The organism is Gordonia crocea (assembly GCF_009932435.1).
GTDB classification, from domain to species: Bacteria; Actinomycetota; Actinomycetes; order Mycobacteriales; family Mycobacteriaceae; genus Gordonia; species Gordonia crocea.
In genome coordinates this window covers 1-15,830 of sequence record NZ_BJOU01000001.1, presented here as the reverse complement: position 1 = coordinate 15,830, position 15,830 = coordinate 1, and the positions used below count along the sequence as shown (strand labels likewise).

The window sequence follows — 15,830 nt, the reverse complement described above, 5'->3', positions numbered from 1 at the left end:
TCGAGCCTCGGCTCGATGGTCAGACTCAATGCCGGCAACCAGGCCACCCTCTATTCCGTGCCGTCGTACCGGCATCCGAAGATCGGGACCGAGGTCGTCTTCAAGGAGTACAAGCGATCACTGCTGGCCGACCACGGGGCCGCGTTGGCGAACGGGCTGCCTCTCATCGTCGACTATCCCGATGGGTTGTCGGAGGCTCGTCGCAAGGATTTGTTGAGTGTGACGGTGTGGCCGCGCGACGTCGTCGTCGACGACGGGCGTCTGGTCGGCATCTTGATGGGGCGGATCCAGGATCCGTTCTGGTTCGAGATGCGCGGGAAGCAGCTGCCGTTCTCGTTGAAGATGCTGTGCGATGCACCGACCCAGATCCGCAAGCGCGGCTTGGCCGTGCCGTCGCGGTCGGATCTCGTGGGCCTGACGATTCGGTTGATCTATGCATTGCACCTGATTCACGACAATGATCTGGTGGTCGGCGATCTCAGCGGCAACAACGTCGTCTTGACCAATCCGGCGTTGTTTTCCGGCGGCTTCCGGGTGAAGTTCCTCGACGTCGACTCCTTCCGTCTCGCCGACTCCGCGCCACCGATCCCGCAGGGTGACGCGGGGCAGTGGCGGACGCCCGAGACGATGGCGGTCGAGGAAGAGGCGGCCAAGATTGGGGGCTTCCGGGCCGAGATGCTGCTTGCACAGGGACAGGTGCGCACCCGTAGCACCGACATCTTCAAACTGGGGTTGGCCATCATCCGACTGTTCGATGAGACCGAGGATGCGGCGCTGACCTATTCGATCGATGACGCTGCGCCCCGGATCCGGCAGGCATTCCCCGCCGACGCCGCGACCCTGCTGTTGCGAATGGTTACCGCAGCTCCCGATGGCCGGCCGACGACGCGCATGCTCCTGCAGGCGCTCATGCCGAAGCGGTGACGTTCTGCACGTTTTGCCATCGGCCGGCGTCGGTGCACGAGTTCAACTTCCACTACTGTCCGCGATGTGCCGACGAGCGGGTCAGCGCGAAGGAAGCCGGCCGGCTTGGGCTGAAGGCGTTACGGGACTTGCAACGTTTGGGGATGGAATTCTCCATCCAGCCGAGCTTTCGGATGTCGGAGGGCGAAGACAGGTCGCCTGAGCGTCGGCACCTGGTTACCGGTTGGTGTTCGCATTGGACGATCAACGGCAAAGTCACTCGCGTCGAAGTGGTCCTCCGTCGCGGTTTGCCACGCGTCGACGCGATCTCCACCTTCGTCCACGAGTTGGGTCATGCCTACGCGCGAGGTGAGGGCTTCAACGCGAGCGATTCGTTGGAAGAAGGATTCTGTAATGCGATCTCCTACTTCTATCTGAACCGTTTTGTCCCCGGCTCGGAGCGGCACCGAAACGTAATCGTCAACCGGTCCGACAACTATGGCGCGGGGTTCCGTGAAGCAATGACAATTCTCCGCGATGAAGGGATGCCGGCCCTGCTGTGCCGGTTGAAAGAAGGTAAGGCGCAATGAGCCAAATGACGACGGCGATGGGATACGAAATCGCCAGCCTAGATTTTCTCTACTATCCGGTATCGGCATTGTTGTGGTTCTGGCATAAAGTATTCGGACTCGTATTCGGCCCAGACAGCGGCTGGTCCTGGATGCTTGCCGTCTTCGGGTTGGTGGCCACCGTTCGCCTGCTGTTCATTCCGATGCAAATCAGGATGAAGCGCACGATTATGCGGATGAAGGAGCTTCAGCCGCAAATGCAGGATATTCGGCGTCGGTACAGAGGGGACCAGGCCAGAATGTCCGAGGAGATGCAGAAGCTCCAGCGTCAGGCGGAGTTCAACCCATTGATGGGATGTGTTCCAATATTTCTGCAAATTCCGGTGTTTATCGCCCTTTTTCATGTCATCAAGTCTTTCGGTGATTCCGTTGGGGACGCAGCCAACTACGTCTTCAGTGCTACCGACGTCGATTCCTTCATGGCGGCGCGGGTCGCTGGAGTTCCCTTGGCGGTGGCGATGCGGTCGCCGGATTCAATGCTTGAAGTATTCGGTGCCCATGGCGAAATACCCAGCCGCGCTCGGATCATCGTTGTGATCGGACTGTTGGCAATAATCGGGGCCATCGCTTCGCATGTGAATGCGCGCTATGTGGCCTCCCGTCGGGTCGCTACCTTCACCGAACAAGAACGGCTGATGAACGTGCTGGCGTTGTACGTATTCCCGCTGGGAGTCCTGGTTTCGGCTCCGTTCTTTCCGCTGGCGGTCGTCGGCTACTGGGTGAGCAACAACCTGCTGGTCATCGCACAGGGCAGGTATCTCTATGAGTCGGTCCGCAGCTCGGCGGGGCCATGGGACGTACTCGACCCCGAACCGCGGGTGGCGGCGTCTATCACGGGCAGGTCTCGAGCCGTGCGACATCGCGAAATGGGAGATGCGGATTCCAGGAAGTCGTTCCACCGCAGTGCGTACTACCACTACATGGCTGCTGGGAACGGCTTCGCGCGCAGCGCTGAGCCCGTCGCCACCGTGCTCTCCTACACGGCCGCCGCCGAATCGGCTCGGGTGCATGACCAAGAGCGACACTTCGCGTCGGCCATGGCGAAGGCCAGCCCCCATATCGTCAACCTCGCGAAGACTGGCGGCACGGATGCCAACGTGAAGCGCACCGTCGTCTACGCGGCCCTCATCAAAGTGTTGGGTGAGCGGCAGTTCGGGACCAAGGGTAACGCGGCTCGCGAAGCCACACGCATCCAGAAGTCGGTCAAAGGGGTGGTGGGAGCAACCAAGCCGATATCGACTGCGGCAGTGTCTGCCAATCCGAGTGAATACCTGTGGCTGGGACACATTATCTCGGTCTCACTGCCCGACCCCGGCCTAGAAGGGAGCCAACGCAAATCCCAAGCGAAGATGGTCGCTGATATTGGCACCGCACTCATCGCTGCGGGGTACAACAAAGAAGGCGTCAGTCTACTCAGCTTTGTCGCGCAGATCGCGAAGGAATCATCGATCACCAAGTCGTTGGTGGTGATTGTCAAGGCTGAGGCCGTGGACTACTTGAAAGATCAGGTCTCCGACGCAGTCAAAGAGCAACTCGAACCCCTCGTGGTGGATGCTTTGAACGGCATCGGACACAGCATTGAGACTGGTGTCGACGCCATTGGGTCGCTTTATTGACGGGGTCAACGCTGCGGGTAGAAGGTCGTCACCAAGCCGAGACGCGTGGAACCGAGGACAGCACGTCGCCCAGTTCCGGGTCGAGGGCGGCGGCCATCGCGCGCTGATGGGCCAGGAGGACCCGGCCGGTGTCGTCGACGAGCGCGGGGGGCGGTCCCAGCGGCAGTGCATCGGTCGCCAGCAGGGCGGCGGCCCCGAGGGTCAAGGCCAGCCCGTCGTCGGGAATCGGCGACCGCGACGAGGTCGACCCGTCCACGTGCGGCAGGTGGTCGTCGCGGATGTCGGCGCCGTAGACGCCGGCGCTGAGCCGGGTCTCGATGAGGTCGGCGAGCAAGCCGGGCGACCCGAGCTGCTCGACCAGCCAGAACGTCGTCGTGGTGCGGTGCTCGAGCATCGTCGTCCACGCGGCCCGACGTCGGGCATCGGTGAACTGGAAGCGCTCGTAGTCCGCGGCGATCAACGCCGACACCGCGGTGTCGACGGCTTCCGCGACGAGTCGCTCCTGGTTGGCGGGGACCGCATCGGCCTCGCGGAGCAGGCGGGTGACCCGGTTCCACTGCAGTTTGGCGAGTTGGTGGTGCATGTCGGCGGCCATCAGGCCGGCCGCGGCGGTGTCGAAAGCCGCATCGGCGCCGGCGAAGTCTCCGCTGGTCAGCAGGTGCGCGGCGCGGACGTAGTCGCAGATCGCGACCTTGTCGGGCCGGTCCATGGACTCGAACTCGTGGCGCACCTGCGCCAACAGCTCGGCGCCGCGCTCGCCGTCACCGGTCGCGACGAGCACCCAGGCCAAACCGAGCTGGGCGTCGAGCGCCTCCTCGACCACCCCCATGGCGCCCAGCGTTGCCGCGGCCCGCTCGTACAGGGGCCGCGCCGTCCACGGCTCGCCGTCGTCGACGTGGAGTTCGGCCAGCGACGCCTCGCACAGGGCGTGCTCCACCGAGCCGTCGGCGAAGATCGACAGCAGCGACCCGAACTCCTGCACGGCCAACGCCCGACGCCCGGAGAGTCGGTAGACGTTGGCCAGCGTGATCCGTGCCTGGGCTGCTCCGAACGTGTGGTGGCGGCGGTGATAGATCCGGATGGCGTCGCGGACGGCGCGTTCGGCGTCGTCGAACTCGCCGCATTCCAGCGCCATGGCACCGGCATCGGTCAGGCAGTCGGCCCGCAGTTCGGCAGCGTCGGGGCCGGTGAACTCCCCGGCGGCCTGGCGGTAGGCGCGGTAGGCGTAGTCGTGATCCCCGTCGGCGGCCATGAGCGCCGCAATGTCGACGAGGCACCGGGCCGCCTGGCGCGGGTCGAATCGACGGTAGGCCCGTCGGGCGTCGCGGAGCACGCCGACGACGACCGTGGGGTCGGCGTGGCCGGCGAGGTGGTCGGCGAGCGCGACCTGGGCCGCGGCGAGCTCGCGGGGCTCATCGGCCTGCTGGGCATCCCGGACGCGCAGGGACCGCCGCTCGAACTCGCGCGACCAGGCGGCGAATTCCGGGTCGATGAACTGGGCGTCGGGCACGGCCATCAGGGTAGTCTCGGCGTCGGGTGGACCGCGCGGGGCGGGCACACGTGGCAGGTCACCGACGCCCAGGTCAGCGGGGAGTTGGCCGGACCCGGATCGGCCCGCCAGGCGTGCAGCCGCTGGCGCTGCCAGCGGGCCAGCGCGGCGACCGGATCGGCGGCCCGATGCGTGTCGTCGACGGCGAGGGCCAGCGCGGTCGTGGGGCCGGGCACCGCGTCCACCCCGGCCAACCGGCGGAACGCCTCGTCGGACGGCAAGGCCCACTGGGTCGTGGTCACCACCTCGGCGCCAGCGCTGAAGATGGCCATCACCAGGCCGAACGTCTCCAAGCTGCGGTAGTCGGCACCGCCCTCGCACGCGATCAACGCGACGCGCGGCGGCATCGGCCACAGTTCGTGCCCGGGCCGGTGGGGCGCGGGTGGGCCGTCCCCGTCGGGGCCGTACTCGGGCGCGGACGTCCCGACGAGCAGGTCGAGCGCCGACAGCGGTACATGGGCCTCGTTGAGGGGGCGGGCCAGCCCCCACGTGTCGGCGTCGTCGGAAAGGTGGACCGACGCCGATCCGGGGATGGCCAGCGTCGAGGAGACGTGGCCGAGGTAGAACAGGCGGCCCGGGCGGGTGCGCAGGTCGTCGCTCAACTCCCAGCGCCCGACAATCCGCCCGACCCCCGACGACGGGGTGTGCGGGCCGGCCGCGACCCGGTCGGCGAGCAGCCGGGCATTGGCGGACCGGGCGACCGGGCCGAGGATGCGCGAGAGCCCCGATCCCGGGGGAAGTTTCGGGTCGATCACCGACAAGACCGGGCGGGCCGCGACCTCGTCGGTCCACGGCTCGGGCATGCGCCCCCGTCCGGAGTGGATCGCGGCGGGCGGCTCGTAGCAGATTTCGGCGACCTCCAAGAGCCGCCGATCCTCCCCGACGACCAAGAGGCCGAACGGGACGCGGGCCAGCGACGGGCTCGGGGTGACCCGGATGCGGACCGTCCCGCGCCGGGCCCGTCGATCGATCTCGGCGGTGAGCTGGCCCGGCAGGACGGCGGCGGTGACCGCGCGGCTCAGATCGTGCTCGGCGTCGGCCCGCGACAGCGGTCCCAGCAGCGCCCGCTGTACCTGGTGGACCGGGTCGTCGATGGCGCGCGGATCGACGAGGGCGGCGTCCAGCCGGGCCCCGAGTTCGGTGAGCAGCTGCCGGTCGATCGAGTGGACCGTCGGATTGGACGGGTCGTCGAGCCACCGGTAGGACACGTAGGTCGGGCCGGCGTCGACGGCGCGGACGAGCAGGACCGAGTCGCCCACGGCACTCACCCCAGGGCGACCGAGCACAGCTCGGCCAGCGTCGGTCCGGTGGGACCGGCCACGGCGGGCGGGGCAGCACACACGTCGCGGAAACGGTTCAACGCCGCCGCGCGGTGGGCCAGATCGGTGGTGTCGCGCCGTTTGCGACGCAACTGCCGGACCAGTCCGAGTGCGGTGTCGGCGGCATCGACGGCGATCGACAGTGCCGTGTCGGCGGCTGCCTGGGCCCGGTCGATCTCGGCGGCGGTGTTTCCCGCGCCGAGTGCGGCGCGCAGGGCGCCGGCGAGGCGGTGCTGGCTCCAGGCATAGCGGCAGTAGCGGTCGATGCGGGTCAGCGCGATGCCCGTCGGATCCAACCGCAGCGCGTCCAGGTTGGCCGTCGAATCGAGGAACGCGCATCGGATCGAGTGAGGGTCGGCGCCGTTGAGTGCGACCCGGGCACGGATCTGTCCGTCCGCCAGCACGGCCGGCGCATGGGCCACCGGTTCGCCGCTGCGCGCGTCCGCCACCACCGCGAAGATCCCGGCCGCCTGCTCGGTCGTTTCGTCGACGCCGTTGCGCAGTGCCGCCGCGAGGACGACGGTGCCGTCGCCGAGGTGGCGCACCGAGATCTCGGGCTCGTCGGGGCCGTCAAAACGCAGGAGCCGCGGTCGCAGCGGCGCAAGGTCGGCGAGGCCGGCGTCGACGGTGACCGCCCGGTTCAACGACAGGGCCAGCGTCGGCGACGGATCGGCCACATCGGCGGACAACGACCGCCAGGCCCGATCGGTGACGTCGTCGGCATCGGCCAGTGCGCGCAGCAGTGCCGCGCGGCGGCCCGGCCGGAAGACCGCCGCCGAGGCGGCTTCGACGGCTTCGGCGGTGCGCGCGACGACCGGACCGTGGGCCCGCGCCGCACGCAGTTCGTCGACGAGGCGGTCGACGACGGCGGCGCCGAAGGCGTAGTACCGGTCGGCATCGGGATCCCCGGCCAACGCCCGGGCGTGGGCGGTGTCGAGGTGCACGACCGCGTCGTCGAGGGGGCCGAGGTGAACGGCGTCGACCGCGGCGACCGTCGCGATCCGGGCCCAGGCATCGGCCAGCACCGGCGCGTCGACGACCTCGCCGTCGGCGGCCGCGGCAATCCGGCGGACCGAATCCCCGTCGCGGAACCGCGCGGCCCGGGTGCGTAGCGCCTCCGGCGACGCCGCGGCGAGGTCGACGACCCGGTCGGGGAAGGCGGCGTCGACCGTGACCCGAACCGCATCGTCGCCGACGGTGACCGGCACGACGGCGATCCCGGTATCGGCTCGCACGGAGATGCTGCCGTCGGCGTGGTGATGAACGATGCCACTCATGCGCGTTGCCCCTCGTCGATGCCGTCGGCCTCAAGGGTGGCGCGGGCGACTGCGGTGCGCATGATCAGCAGCACGTCCATCGCGGCGGCCGGCGCGGAGGCCGATCGCGCGTGAGGAGGCACGCCCGACGACCACGCGTCCAGGACGAACCGTTGGGGCGAGTCGGCAGCGAGGTGGGGTTGGGTGAGCAGGGTGTGCGCGGTGTGCGCCTCCCAACACGGCCGCCCGTCGAGGAGGAGGGCCGGATCGCGTTCGATGAGGGCCGCGGCGATGGCGACGATGTCGGCGGCGCGTTCGGCCCCCTCCGGCAGGGCGTCGAACCGGTCGTGCGCACCGCCGGCGGTGGGGTCGTCGCCCGCGATGAACGCGGTCTCGCGCTGCCGGTGCCGTTTCCGGGCGTCGTCGGCGGCCACTGCCCGGATCCGCGGGCGGATGGCGCGTTCGAGTCCGTCGAGCGGGCGGTCGATGATCTGCCGGTTGACGGCGGAGACCACCAGGCGGCGGAAGGCCTCGTTGACGTCGTCGTGGGTGAAACCGTCGATATCGGCCTCGGCGAAGGCGCGTTCGAGGAAGGCGACCGCGACACGGTGGTACCGGTCGAGCTCCTCCTCGGTGGGGACGCGGGTGGGTGCGGCGTCGAAGTCGTCGACGAGGCGCTCCTCCCACTCGATGAGCAGGTCGCGTTCCTCGTCGGTGAGCCGCATCGTCCGGGTACCGCCGAGGTCGACCAGCTCGGCGATCTTGGTCGCGAAGCCGTTCAGGGCGATCTGTTCGTCGCGGGCGTGGCGGACGCTCGGGTCGCGCAGAAAGGCGCGCAGGGATTCCTCGGACTCCTGCACCGCGGGTTGGTCAGTCATCGCACGTTCCCGCGCCGCCATGTCGTCGTGCACGCGGCGGGCGCCGTAGCGTCGGGCCTCGTGGACCGCGTCGGACAGCGGGCGCTGGAAGGTGTTCCACCGCAGCGGTTTCAGGCTGTCGCACCAGCCGGCGGAATAGCGGCTCAGTGGATCGACGAACGCCGTCACCGCTGCGAGGGCTTCGCGGAAGGTCGGTTCGTCCGATCGCACCACCGGGCTGCGCAACGCCAGTGCCGTGGTCGGCTGGGCCGCGCGGAACCAGGGCGCCGCCCCGAGGATCCCGGACCAGGCCTTGAGTGCGTGGTCGAGCGACTTGCCGTCGGGGACCGGACGCACCATCGCGTCCTTGTAGGCGCGCAGGAGGGCGTTGCGCCCGATTCCCTCGTTCGGGATCTCGACGACCACCGACTGCGGCGGTTCCGCGTCGACGACGGGCGGCACGAGTCGTTCCATCTGGCGCACTCCTCCCGTCGTGGATCGGCCTTGCGGCGCTGCTCGTCGATCCAGTCTCGCAGCCGACCGTCGAGCGCCGCGGTCGACGTCTGGTTTCTAGCCGTTTCCCCACATTGGCAGGGGACTGCCAGGGTTCTCCGAGCCGGGTACCAGCCCGACCGGCTAAAGGCGGGGGCGAAGCCGGCGGCGGGTCACTTGAGCTGGTCGGGGGCGACCCAGCCGTCGGCGATCAGTTGGATCAAGAGTTGGGACTTGTTGGTCACCGGTCGGCCGGCATCGCGGTAGCGCCGCATCACCCGGCGAAAGTGGGAGCGCACGGTGTTCTCGGTGATGAAGTGCTGACGGGCGGTGTCGCGGACGGTGGTCCCCAGCGTGTAGGTCACGATGACCTCGCGCTCGCGGTCGCTGAGGTGGACTGGGGCGTGGGTGGGTTCGTCGCGCAGGTCCTCGAGCAGGATCTAACGCAGGCGCCGCGCCCCGTGCGGGGAGTCGGGCAGGACCACCACGCCGTGCTGCGGGTCGTGGGCGCCGATCGCGATGATCGTGGCGCCGGAGAATTCGCGGATCCACTGCACGCGCATCACCTTGCCCGCGGTGCGGACCACGACGGCGCGGACCGTGGGGTAGGGCCGCTCGTCGTGGTCGAGGTCGACCAGTCGGGTGCTGAGGCCGGAGCCCTCGATGAAGGAATCGAGGACGGTGTCGGTCAGATCGCCCTCGCAGATGATGGCGACTTCGGCGTCAAACCGGGGGCCCAGGTTCAAGGCGGACAGCGTGTCGACGGGGGAGGCGGTCACGAAAACTCCAGTGGATCGGGGGAGGGGTGCGGCGTTCTGTACCTAGATTCACTGGTTTGGATGACCCATACACTTCCGCTATCGGCATTTCTGATCCGAATGGGTGAACGGGGACGCACAAATGAGATAGCGCGATACCCGATCGCGCATCGAATATGGGGTTCGCGCATAATCGCGTACATGGATTCGGGTTTGCGGATACTCATCGCGTCACCATTGGGCGACGTCGTGGCGGCGCCGTTGCGGACCGCGTTCGCGGGGGCGCACGTCGTGGTGGCCCATGATCGCGACGCCGTCGCCGACGCCATCGCCGCGCGCGTCCGGTTCGACGTGGTTTCCGCGGACCTGGTGTTCAACCACCCGGCGCACGAGTGGACCTTCGACGGGCTCGACGTGATCGAGATGCTGATCCGGACCAAGCGGACCGCCCCGGTCCTGCTGGCCCGGCAGGGGACCTCCATCGAGGCCGACCTCCTCGCCGAGGCGGTGGCGCGCACCGACATCGCCGGTGTGGTGTCCAAATCCGACGGTTTGCAGACGTTGATCGAGGCGCTGCGGGCGGTGGCCTTCGGCCAGGGCGTGCGCTACACCGGGCAACTCGACAATCGGCCGTCGCTCTACGAGCACTTCAGCAGCCGGCGGGGGACGACAGCCGGGCGGTTGGCCGGGGCGATCGCCTCGGGGGCGGCGGTGGACAACGCCTCCCTGGCGACGGCGGCAAAGGTCTCGGCGAACACCGCCAGCAAAGTGGCCCCCAACTATCTGGGGCCGATCATGCTGGCCCGCCGCGAGCACGACGACCGGCTGCCGCTCACCCAGGCCGCGGTGTACCGCTGGTGCGGACTGCATGCCCGCTACATCGTCAGCTGGTGCCGGCGTAACGGCCACGAGGACGTGCTGGCGCCGCTACCCGCCTAACGACGCGGCCGACAGGTCATCGAGGCGGATCGACCGCCGCCCGGACGGGACGGGCACACCGCAGACGACGGCCCGGGCCACCGCGGCCCCCGCGGCGCCCGCCAGCGTCGACGCGGTGCCCAACTGCGGCCACGTGGGGATCGTGCGGCCCACCTGACCCAGCGCGGCCCGGGTCCGTTCCCCGATGTCGTCGCCGACGATCGCCGTCACCAGGGCGATCCGCCGTTGCGGGTCGCGCAGCTCGTCGGCGCCCAGGCGCTCGATGCCGTCGGCGCGCCCGTGGAACAACGGGTAGTCCGGTTCGAGGTCGTAGCGCTCGACGTCGACGATCACCCCGTCGCCGTCGTCGGTGACCATCACGACGGGGATTCCGCGTTCCCGCGCCCGGCGTCGGATCTCGACCTTGGCCGCCAGATCGTCGACTTCTTCGAGGACGACGCCGACCGGTTCGGGCGCCCCGAGAAACCCCGACGCCGCGTCGGCGGTGAATCCGTCGGGGAACGGGGTGACGTCGCTGTAGGGGTCGGTCTCGAGTATGCGGCGCTGCGCGAGAACGGCTTTGGACACACCCAGGTCGCAGACCGATCCGGCCAACCGGTTGAGGTTGGTCAGGCCGAGGACGTCGGGGTCGGCGACGTGGAACCGGCGCGCCCCGGTCATCGAGCAGGTGTGCAGCAGGGCGGCCCCGACGCTGAGGCCGGCGACGGCGATGAGCGACGACGACCAGACCGCCTGCTCGTCGTCGGTGATCAGAAGCCGGTTGCGGGCGGTGCGCATCCGCAGGAACGTCGGCGAATCCGGCAGCCGGACGAGCACGCCGCGCCACGGGTAGTGGACATAGCGGCTGATCTCGTCGAGGTCCGGCGGAATCGGCGGCGCCTGATGGTCGAAACGGTTGAGGGCGCCCAACTCGTCGAGGGCGTCGTCCCAGGCGTCGACGGTGGTCAGGGTCGACGCCAGCTGATCGATGCGTGCGCGGTCGTCGACGGGGTGCAGGATCTCGATCATCAGGACCTCCCGGTGTAGCGGTGTTTGGTGGCGGGGGCGAACGGTCCGGAACCCCTGGGGCACAGCCTGACCCGGGGAGTGGCGCGATCGCCGATGCTGGCCCGCAGCGCGCGGTACTCGCGGTTGTTGCGGCTCAACGCCTCGGTGCAGGCGGTGGTCAGGGCATGGACGATCGCGTCGCCGAGGCCGGCCGCGGTGGAGAGTTCCGCGGTGATCGTCAGCTGTTGGTCGTGCTGGTCGTCGTGCCGGGCCTCGACCACGAACTTCCCGGTGACGTCGTCGGCGAAGCGCGGGTCGTCGAAGGTCTCGCGCAGATCCGCGGGATAGATGTTGAGCGAGTAGAAGGTCTCGGCGACGTCGGGGCGCCCGGCGAGGGTGAGGAATCCGCCCGACGGGGGAACCTGCGCGGCGAGGCCGTGGTGACCCGTCTCGTGGAGGAGGTCGCGGAGCGCGGGCCCGTCGACGACGGTGCCGACGTCGTTGATGCGGTAGCGGATCAACGGCATCGCCGAGGAGTCGCAGGTGAACAGGAGGAACCCGTCGACGGATTCGGTGAAGCGTGCCTGCGGGTCGAACTCGACGAAAGTCGATGTGCGCGAACCCGCTTCGCCGAACAGGAGGCGGTCCAGTGCCGGATCGGCGACGGCGGCGCGCCGGATGTCCGTCGTGAGTGGGGTCTCGTGGCCCATGACGCCGGCCTCGGCGGTGCCGTAGATGAGACAGATGCGGTCGGTCTGGCCCGGCGCCCCGATGCGCCGCAGGAGATGGTCGCGCCACGGCTCGGTGATCGCTTCGCCGGCCAGCAAGATGCGGATCTGTTGGGCGAGCGCTTCGGGCGCCGCTTGGTCGAGGACGTCCTTGACGAAGGGCGGATAACCGGTCAGGACGACCTGGTCGTAGTGCGGCCCGAGTGTGGTGAGGACGTCGACGGCCGCGTCGGCGTCGATCCCGGGCGTCGCCACCGAGATCCGGAGGCCGCGCCGCTTGAGCTCGAGGGCGGCCAGGTAGGTGTAGGTGCCGCCGATCCAGGAGCCCATCGCGAAGCACACCACCACCAGGGTGCTGCGGTGGTGCGCGCCGAAAGCCCGGAAGATCCGGTCGTACGCCGAGGCCGCATCGGCTCCGGCGAGGGCATCGCGGGGGAAGTAGGTCGGCGCGCCGGTCGACCCCGAGGTGGCCGACCAGGTGCCGGCCGTGCTCGGGTCGCCGTGCCACACCAGGTCGGCGACGCGGTAGCGCTGCAAGTAGTCGACCTTGCCGGTCGGCGGCAGCGAACCAAACCCCGCGGCGGTGACCGGGCCCCGGCCACCGGTGAAGTCCCGGTACGCGGGCACGTGGCGCAGTGCCCGGTTGGCGATGTCGACGGCTCGTTCGAGTCCTGGTTTCACGGTGCCTCCTTCAATCGGCGTGGAGGACAGGCCGTTTCCCCGGCCCGGTGCTCGAGGTGGGTCTCCGGTGGGCGAATGGGGCGATTAGCCCGTTCGAGGGAAGATCCCGTGCATCAGGCGCGAGTGTCGGCGGGCACCGATAGATTGGCAATCGACACCCGTTTCACCCCAATGCTGAGGAGAACCAATGGCCAACGTGGACGCCGTCAAGAGCAAGGTGCAGGAGTTCCTCGTCTCGAACCTGAACAACGTCGGCCTGACGAAAGACGGGTTCACCATCCGCAACGGGTCGGCACAGATATTCGTCAGCGTGCGCCAGTGGGGCGACAAGGACACCCTGGTCAAGTTCGAGGTCCCCGTGCTGTTCGACGTCCCCCGCTCGCCGGAGTTGTACGAGTACATCGCTTTTCATGCCAGCGACTGGGTTTTCGGCACCATCGGGCTCAACGCCAGCGACGAGGACCCGGGCAAGGTTGTGATTACGCTCGAGCACAGCCTGCAGGGCGACTACCTCGACGAGCCGGAGCTGATGGAAGCCGTGCGGTTGTTGGCCCAAATCGGCGACAAGATCGACGACGAACTGAAGTCGCAGTTCGGCGGGACGCGATTCCACGAAGACGACTGATCGGCATGGACAGTGGTGAAGTCGAGTCACTAGTCGAAGCCAGCCGCTCCGAGGTCAAGCGCTGGGGCGGCGACGCACCCGGATACCTGCACCTGGCCGCGGTCCTGGACCGCCGGTGGTCGGTGGAGTTTCGGGAAGCATTCGGCGAGGACGGCATCGCTGCGGTGGAGGAACGGCTGGGCAATGCCGTCTACGTCGGTGACGAATCCGATGTGCGGGAACTGCTGTCGAGCGGATCGCGTGCGGAGATCCTGGCGAAGCTGCGCGAACTCGTCGATGCGGCGCCGGTGACCGACGACCCGGTCGTGCTCACGAAGAACCGGCCCGCCGAGGCGACGCCGGCGGACGGCGGCGAGGTAGCGGCTGCCGCGGGCGGCCCGACGCCAACTGCGGCGGACGGCTCGATACCGGAGAGCGAGAAACCGGCGCAGGACCGGGAACAGATCCTCGGTCTGGCCACCCGGGTGGCGGGTGAGCGGATCCAGGGCCGCGAGGCCGAGCACCGCGAGGTTGCCGCGCTGCTGTTGGCCGAATCCGCCGGGCCGATCATCGTCACCGGTGAACGCGGATCGGGCCGCACCAGCTTTATCCACGGGCTGCCCCCGGTGCTGGCCGATGCCGGGGTCGGACTCACCGTGTTCGGGGTCCCCCGCGGCCAGGAAGTCAGTCCGGAGGACCTCTACCGGTTGCTGCGCCAGGCACCCGACGACTCGGTCATCGTCGTCGACGACCTCGACCAGCGCGCCATGCTGCGCGACCAACTGCCGATGGTGGAGATGCTGCGCGCGCTGCGCGGGGCCAGCGAGAGCACCAAGGCGAGGGTCATCGTCGTCCTCGAACAGGCGAGCCTCGGGCGGTTCGAGTCCTATGTGACCGACTTCGGGCACATCGTCGCCCTGCCGACGATGACCGACGACGCCGGCGAGGCGGCGATCAAGCGGGCCGTCGACAAGATCGCCGCGCGCTACGAAAAGGTGCGACCCGACGACGAGTTGATGTCGGCGGTGTCGGCGCCACCGGCGCGGACCGAGAAATTCGCCCACCCGGGCCTGGCCGCCCGGCGACTCGACATCGCCCTGGCCAGGGCCGCTATCGAGGGACGCGACACCGCGACGATCGTCGACCTGCACCGCGACGGCTCGGTGCCGGCGCTGCGCCGCAAGGTCGAAGAGATGTCGACGGCGATGAAGTCGCGGGTCAAGGGACAGGACACGGCGATCGAGGCGGTCACCCGACGGCTGGCGCTGACCCGGTCGAACCTGGACCTGCGCCCCGAGCGCCCCAACGGGGTGTTCCTCTTCGTCGGGCCGACCGGTGTCGGCAAGACCGAACTCGCCCGCGAAATCGCACGGGTCGAATACGGCGGCGAGGACGCGCTGATCCGCCTGGACATGTCGGAGTACTCCGACAGCTGGGGGGTCAGCCGCCTGACCGGGCCGATGCCCGGATACGTCGGTTCGGACAGCCCGGACGACTGGCTCACCACCAAGGTCGCCAACCGGCCGCGGTGCGTCGTGCTGCTCGACGAGATCGAGAAGGCGCACCCGGTGGTGTGGAACGTCTTCCTCCAGGTCTTCGACGCCGGGCGGCTCAGCGACAGCCGCGGGGTGACGGCGGACTTCCGTGACGCCGTGGTCGTGATGACGAGCAATATCGGTGTGCGCGAAGCCAATTCGAAACCGTTGGGATTCGGCGCCGCAGCCGGGGTGGAGCGGTCCCGCGAACTGGCCCTGGGTGCGCTGAAGGACACGATGCCGCCGGAGTTGCTCAACCGGATCGACGAAGTCGCCCAGTTCGAGGAGCTCTCGTTGGCGGCGATCACCGAGATCGCGCGGGACGAGGTGGACCGGGCGATCGACATGCTGGCCAGCCGCGGGTGGACCGTCGGCGTCGACGACGAGGTCATCGACTGGCTCGCGACAACGGGCTACGACCCGGCGTACGGGGCGCGGCACCTGCAGCGCAACATCGAACGCCGGTTGCTCTCGGATCTGGTGACGTTCTCCGAAAAGGGGGTGTCCACCGTCCGGGTGCAGGTCCGCGACTCCGATATCGTGATCAGCGAGGCGTGATCGGGTGGACGACGAGGAACTGAGCAAGCTGATCACCGCGTCGGCGTTGGCCGGGGCGGCGGAGGCACAAGCACGCGACGACCAGCTGGAACAGGAGCGCCGCGAGCGGGAACAGCGCGAGCGCGACGAGCGGGACCGCCAAGCGCAGCGCGAGCGCGAGGCCGTCGACCGGGCCGCGGCCAAGCGCCGGCGGCGCACCGAGGCGACGGCCGGTTCGATCGCCAAGCTCTGGCTCGGCGTGCCCTATCTGATCGTGGTGTTCGGCAGTTTCCTGATGTCGCTGCCCGACGAGCCGACGCTGACCTCGGGAATGTTTCTCGGGCTGCTCAAAACCGTGGCGATCGCCGTCATCGCCGCCGCGGTGGTGTGTTGGCTCAGCGACTACGTCCTCGGCCGCCCGCGCCGGTGGATCCTGGCGG

At 68.9% G+C, this 15,830-nt stretch carries 15 protein-coding genes; 7 read left to right on the top strand and 8 right to left on the bottom strand.

Going from position 1 to position 15,830, the window contains the following annotated elements; all coding sequences use genetic code 11:
- Positions 1 to 15 precede the first annotated feature (15 nt).
- From nbrcactino_RS00075 to yidC, 3 genes are read left to right on the top strand one after another with little or no spacing between them, the layout of a single operon-like run.
- Positions 16 to 924, top strand: a complete 909-nt coding sequence (locus nbrcactino_RS00075; protein WP_161925511.1) for a protein kinase family protein — start codon at positions 16 to 18, stop codon at positions 922 to 924.
- A complete protein-coding gene (locus nbrcactino_RS00070; RefSeq protein ID WP_040521459.1) occupies positions 921 to 1,493 on the top strand; it encodes a protein DA1 in 573 nt (190 codons plus the stop codon). The genes nbrcactino_RS00075 and nbrcactino_RS00070 overlap by 4 nt, the downstream gene beginning before the upstream one ends.
- Positions 1,490 to 3,148: a membrane protein insertase YidC gene (gene yidC, locus nbrcactino_RS00065; RefSeq protein ID WP_161925510.1), complete on the top strand. Its 1,659-nt coding sequence runs from the start codon at positions 1,490 to 1,492 to the stop codon at positions 3,146 to 3,148. Before nbrcactino_RS00070 ends, yidC begins: the two co-directional genes overlap by 4 nt.
- 28 nt (positions 3,149 to 3,176) lie before the next feature.
- On the opposite strand, the gene nbrcactino_RS00060 is transcribed toward yidC, so the two are convergent.
- The 6 genes from nbrcactino_RS00060 to nbrcactino_RS00035 all read right to left on the bottom strand — a co-directional run bounded on the left by nbrcactino_RS00060 (position 3,177) and on the right by nbrcactino_RS00035 (position 9,400).
- The gene (locus tag nbrcactino_RS00060; RefSeq protein WP_161925509.1) at positions 3,177 to 4,664 is read right to left on the bottom strand and encodes a hypothetical protein; all 1,488 of its coding nucleotides are present in this window, start codon (positions 4,662 to 4,664) and stop codon (positions 3,177 to 3,179) included.
- Complete coding sequence (locus nbrcactino_RS00055) at positions 4,664 to 5,956, bottom strand: hypothetical protein (RefSeq protein WP_228460582.1); 1,293 nt, start codon at positions 5,954 to 5,956, stop codon at positions 4,664 to 4,666. Before nbrcactino_RS00055 ends, nbrcactino_RS00060 begins: the two co-directional genes overlap by 1 nt.
- A gap of 5 nt (positions 5,957 to 5,961) precedes the next feature.
- Positions 5,962 to 7,293: a hypothetical protein gene (locus tag nbrcactino_RS00050; protein WP_161925507.1), complete on the bottom strand. Its 1,332-nt coding sequence runs from the start codon at positions 7,291 to 7,293 to the stop codon at positions 5,962 to 5,964.
- Positions 7,290 to 8,603, bottom strand: coding sequence for a hypothetical protein (locus nbrcactino_RS00045; protein ID WP_161925506.1), 1,314 nt, complete (start codon positions 8,601 to 8,603; stop codon positions 7,290 to 7,292). Before nbrcactino_RS00045 ends, nbrcactino_RS00050 begins: the two co-directional genes overlap by 4 nt.
- Before the next feature lie 191 nt (positions 8,604 to 8,794).
- Positions 8,795 to 9,046 carry a LuxR C-terminal-related transcriptional regulator gene (locus nbrcactino_RS00040; protein ID WP_228460790.1) on the bottom strand — a complete coding sequence of 84 codons (252 nt, stop codon included), beginning with the start codon at positions 9,044 to 9,046 and terminating at the stop codon, positions 8,795 to 8,797.
- Positions 9,047 to 9,061: 15 nt separating this feature from the next.
- Positions 9,062 to 9,400 carry a hypothetical protein gene (locus tag nbrcactino_RS00035; protein ID WP_161925504.1) on the bottom strand — a complete coding sequence of 113 codons (339 nt, stop codon included), beginning with the start codon at positions 9,398 to 9,400 and terminating at the stop codon, positions 9,062 to 9,064.
- A 180-nt stretch (positions 9,401 to 9,580) separates the two neighbouring features.
- Here nbrcactino_RS00035 and nbrcactino_RS00030 point away from each other — a divergent pair, with 180 nt between their 5' ends.
- Positions 9,581 to 10,318, top strand: a complete 738-nt coding sequence (locus nbrcactino_RS00030) for an MSMEG_1198 family transcriptional regulator (protein WP_161925503.1) — start codon at positions 9,581 to 9,583, stop codon at positions 10,316 to 10,318.
- Here nbrcactino_RS00030 and nbrcactino_RS00025 read toward each other — a convergent pair.
- Together nbrcactino_RS00025 and nbrcactino_RS00020 are read right to left on the bottom strand one after the other, a co-directional pair.
- Positions 10,307 to 11,326, bottom strand: coding sequence for a ThiF family adenylyltransferase (locus nbrcactino_RS00025; RefSeq protein ID WP_161925502.1), 1,020 nt, complete (start codon positions 11,324 to 11,326; stop codon positions 10,307 to 10,309). The two genes, nbrcactino_RS00030 and nbrcactino_RS00025, sit on opposite strands and share 12 nt — an antisense overlap.
- Positions 11,326 to 12,714, bottom strand: a complete 1,389-nt coding sequence (locus nbrcactino_RS00020) for a phenylacetate--CoA ligase family protein (protein ID WP_228460581.1) — start codon at positions 12,712 to 12,714, stop codon at positions 11,326 to 11,328. The genes nbrcactino_RS00025 and nbrcactino_RS00020 overlap by 1 nt, the downstream gene beginning before the upstream one ends.
- 187 nt (positions 12,715 to 12,901) lie before the next feature.
- Here nbrcactino_RS00020 and nbrcactino_RS00015 point away from each other — a divergent pair, with 187 nt between their 5' ends.
- From nbrcactino_RS00015 to nbrcactino_RS00005, 3 genes are all read left to right on the top strand, one after another.
- Positions 12,902 to 13,339 carry a T3SS (YopN, CesT) and YbjN peptide-binding chaperone 1 gene (locus nbrcactino_RS00015; protein WP_007320665.1) on the top strand — a complete coding sequence of 146 codons (438 nt, stop codon included), beginning with the start codon at positions 12,902 to 12,904 and terminating at the stop codon, positions 13,337 to 13,339.
- Positions 13,340 to 13,344: 5 nt separating this feature from the next.
- A complete protein-coding gene (locus tag nbrcactino_RS00010) occupies positions 13,345 to 15,411 on the top strand; it encodes an AAA family ATPase (RefSeq protein WP_161925501.1) in 2,067 nt (688 codons plus the stop codon).
- Between the two features lie 4 nt (positions 15,412 to 15,415).
- Positions 15,416 to 15,830: hypothetical protein (locus tag nbrcactino_RS00005; protein WP_371864442.1), on the top strand; the 415-nt coding region annotated here is incomplete at its 3' end.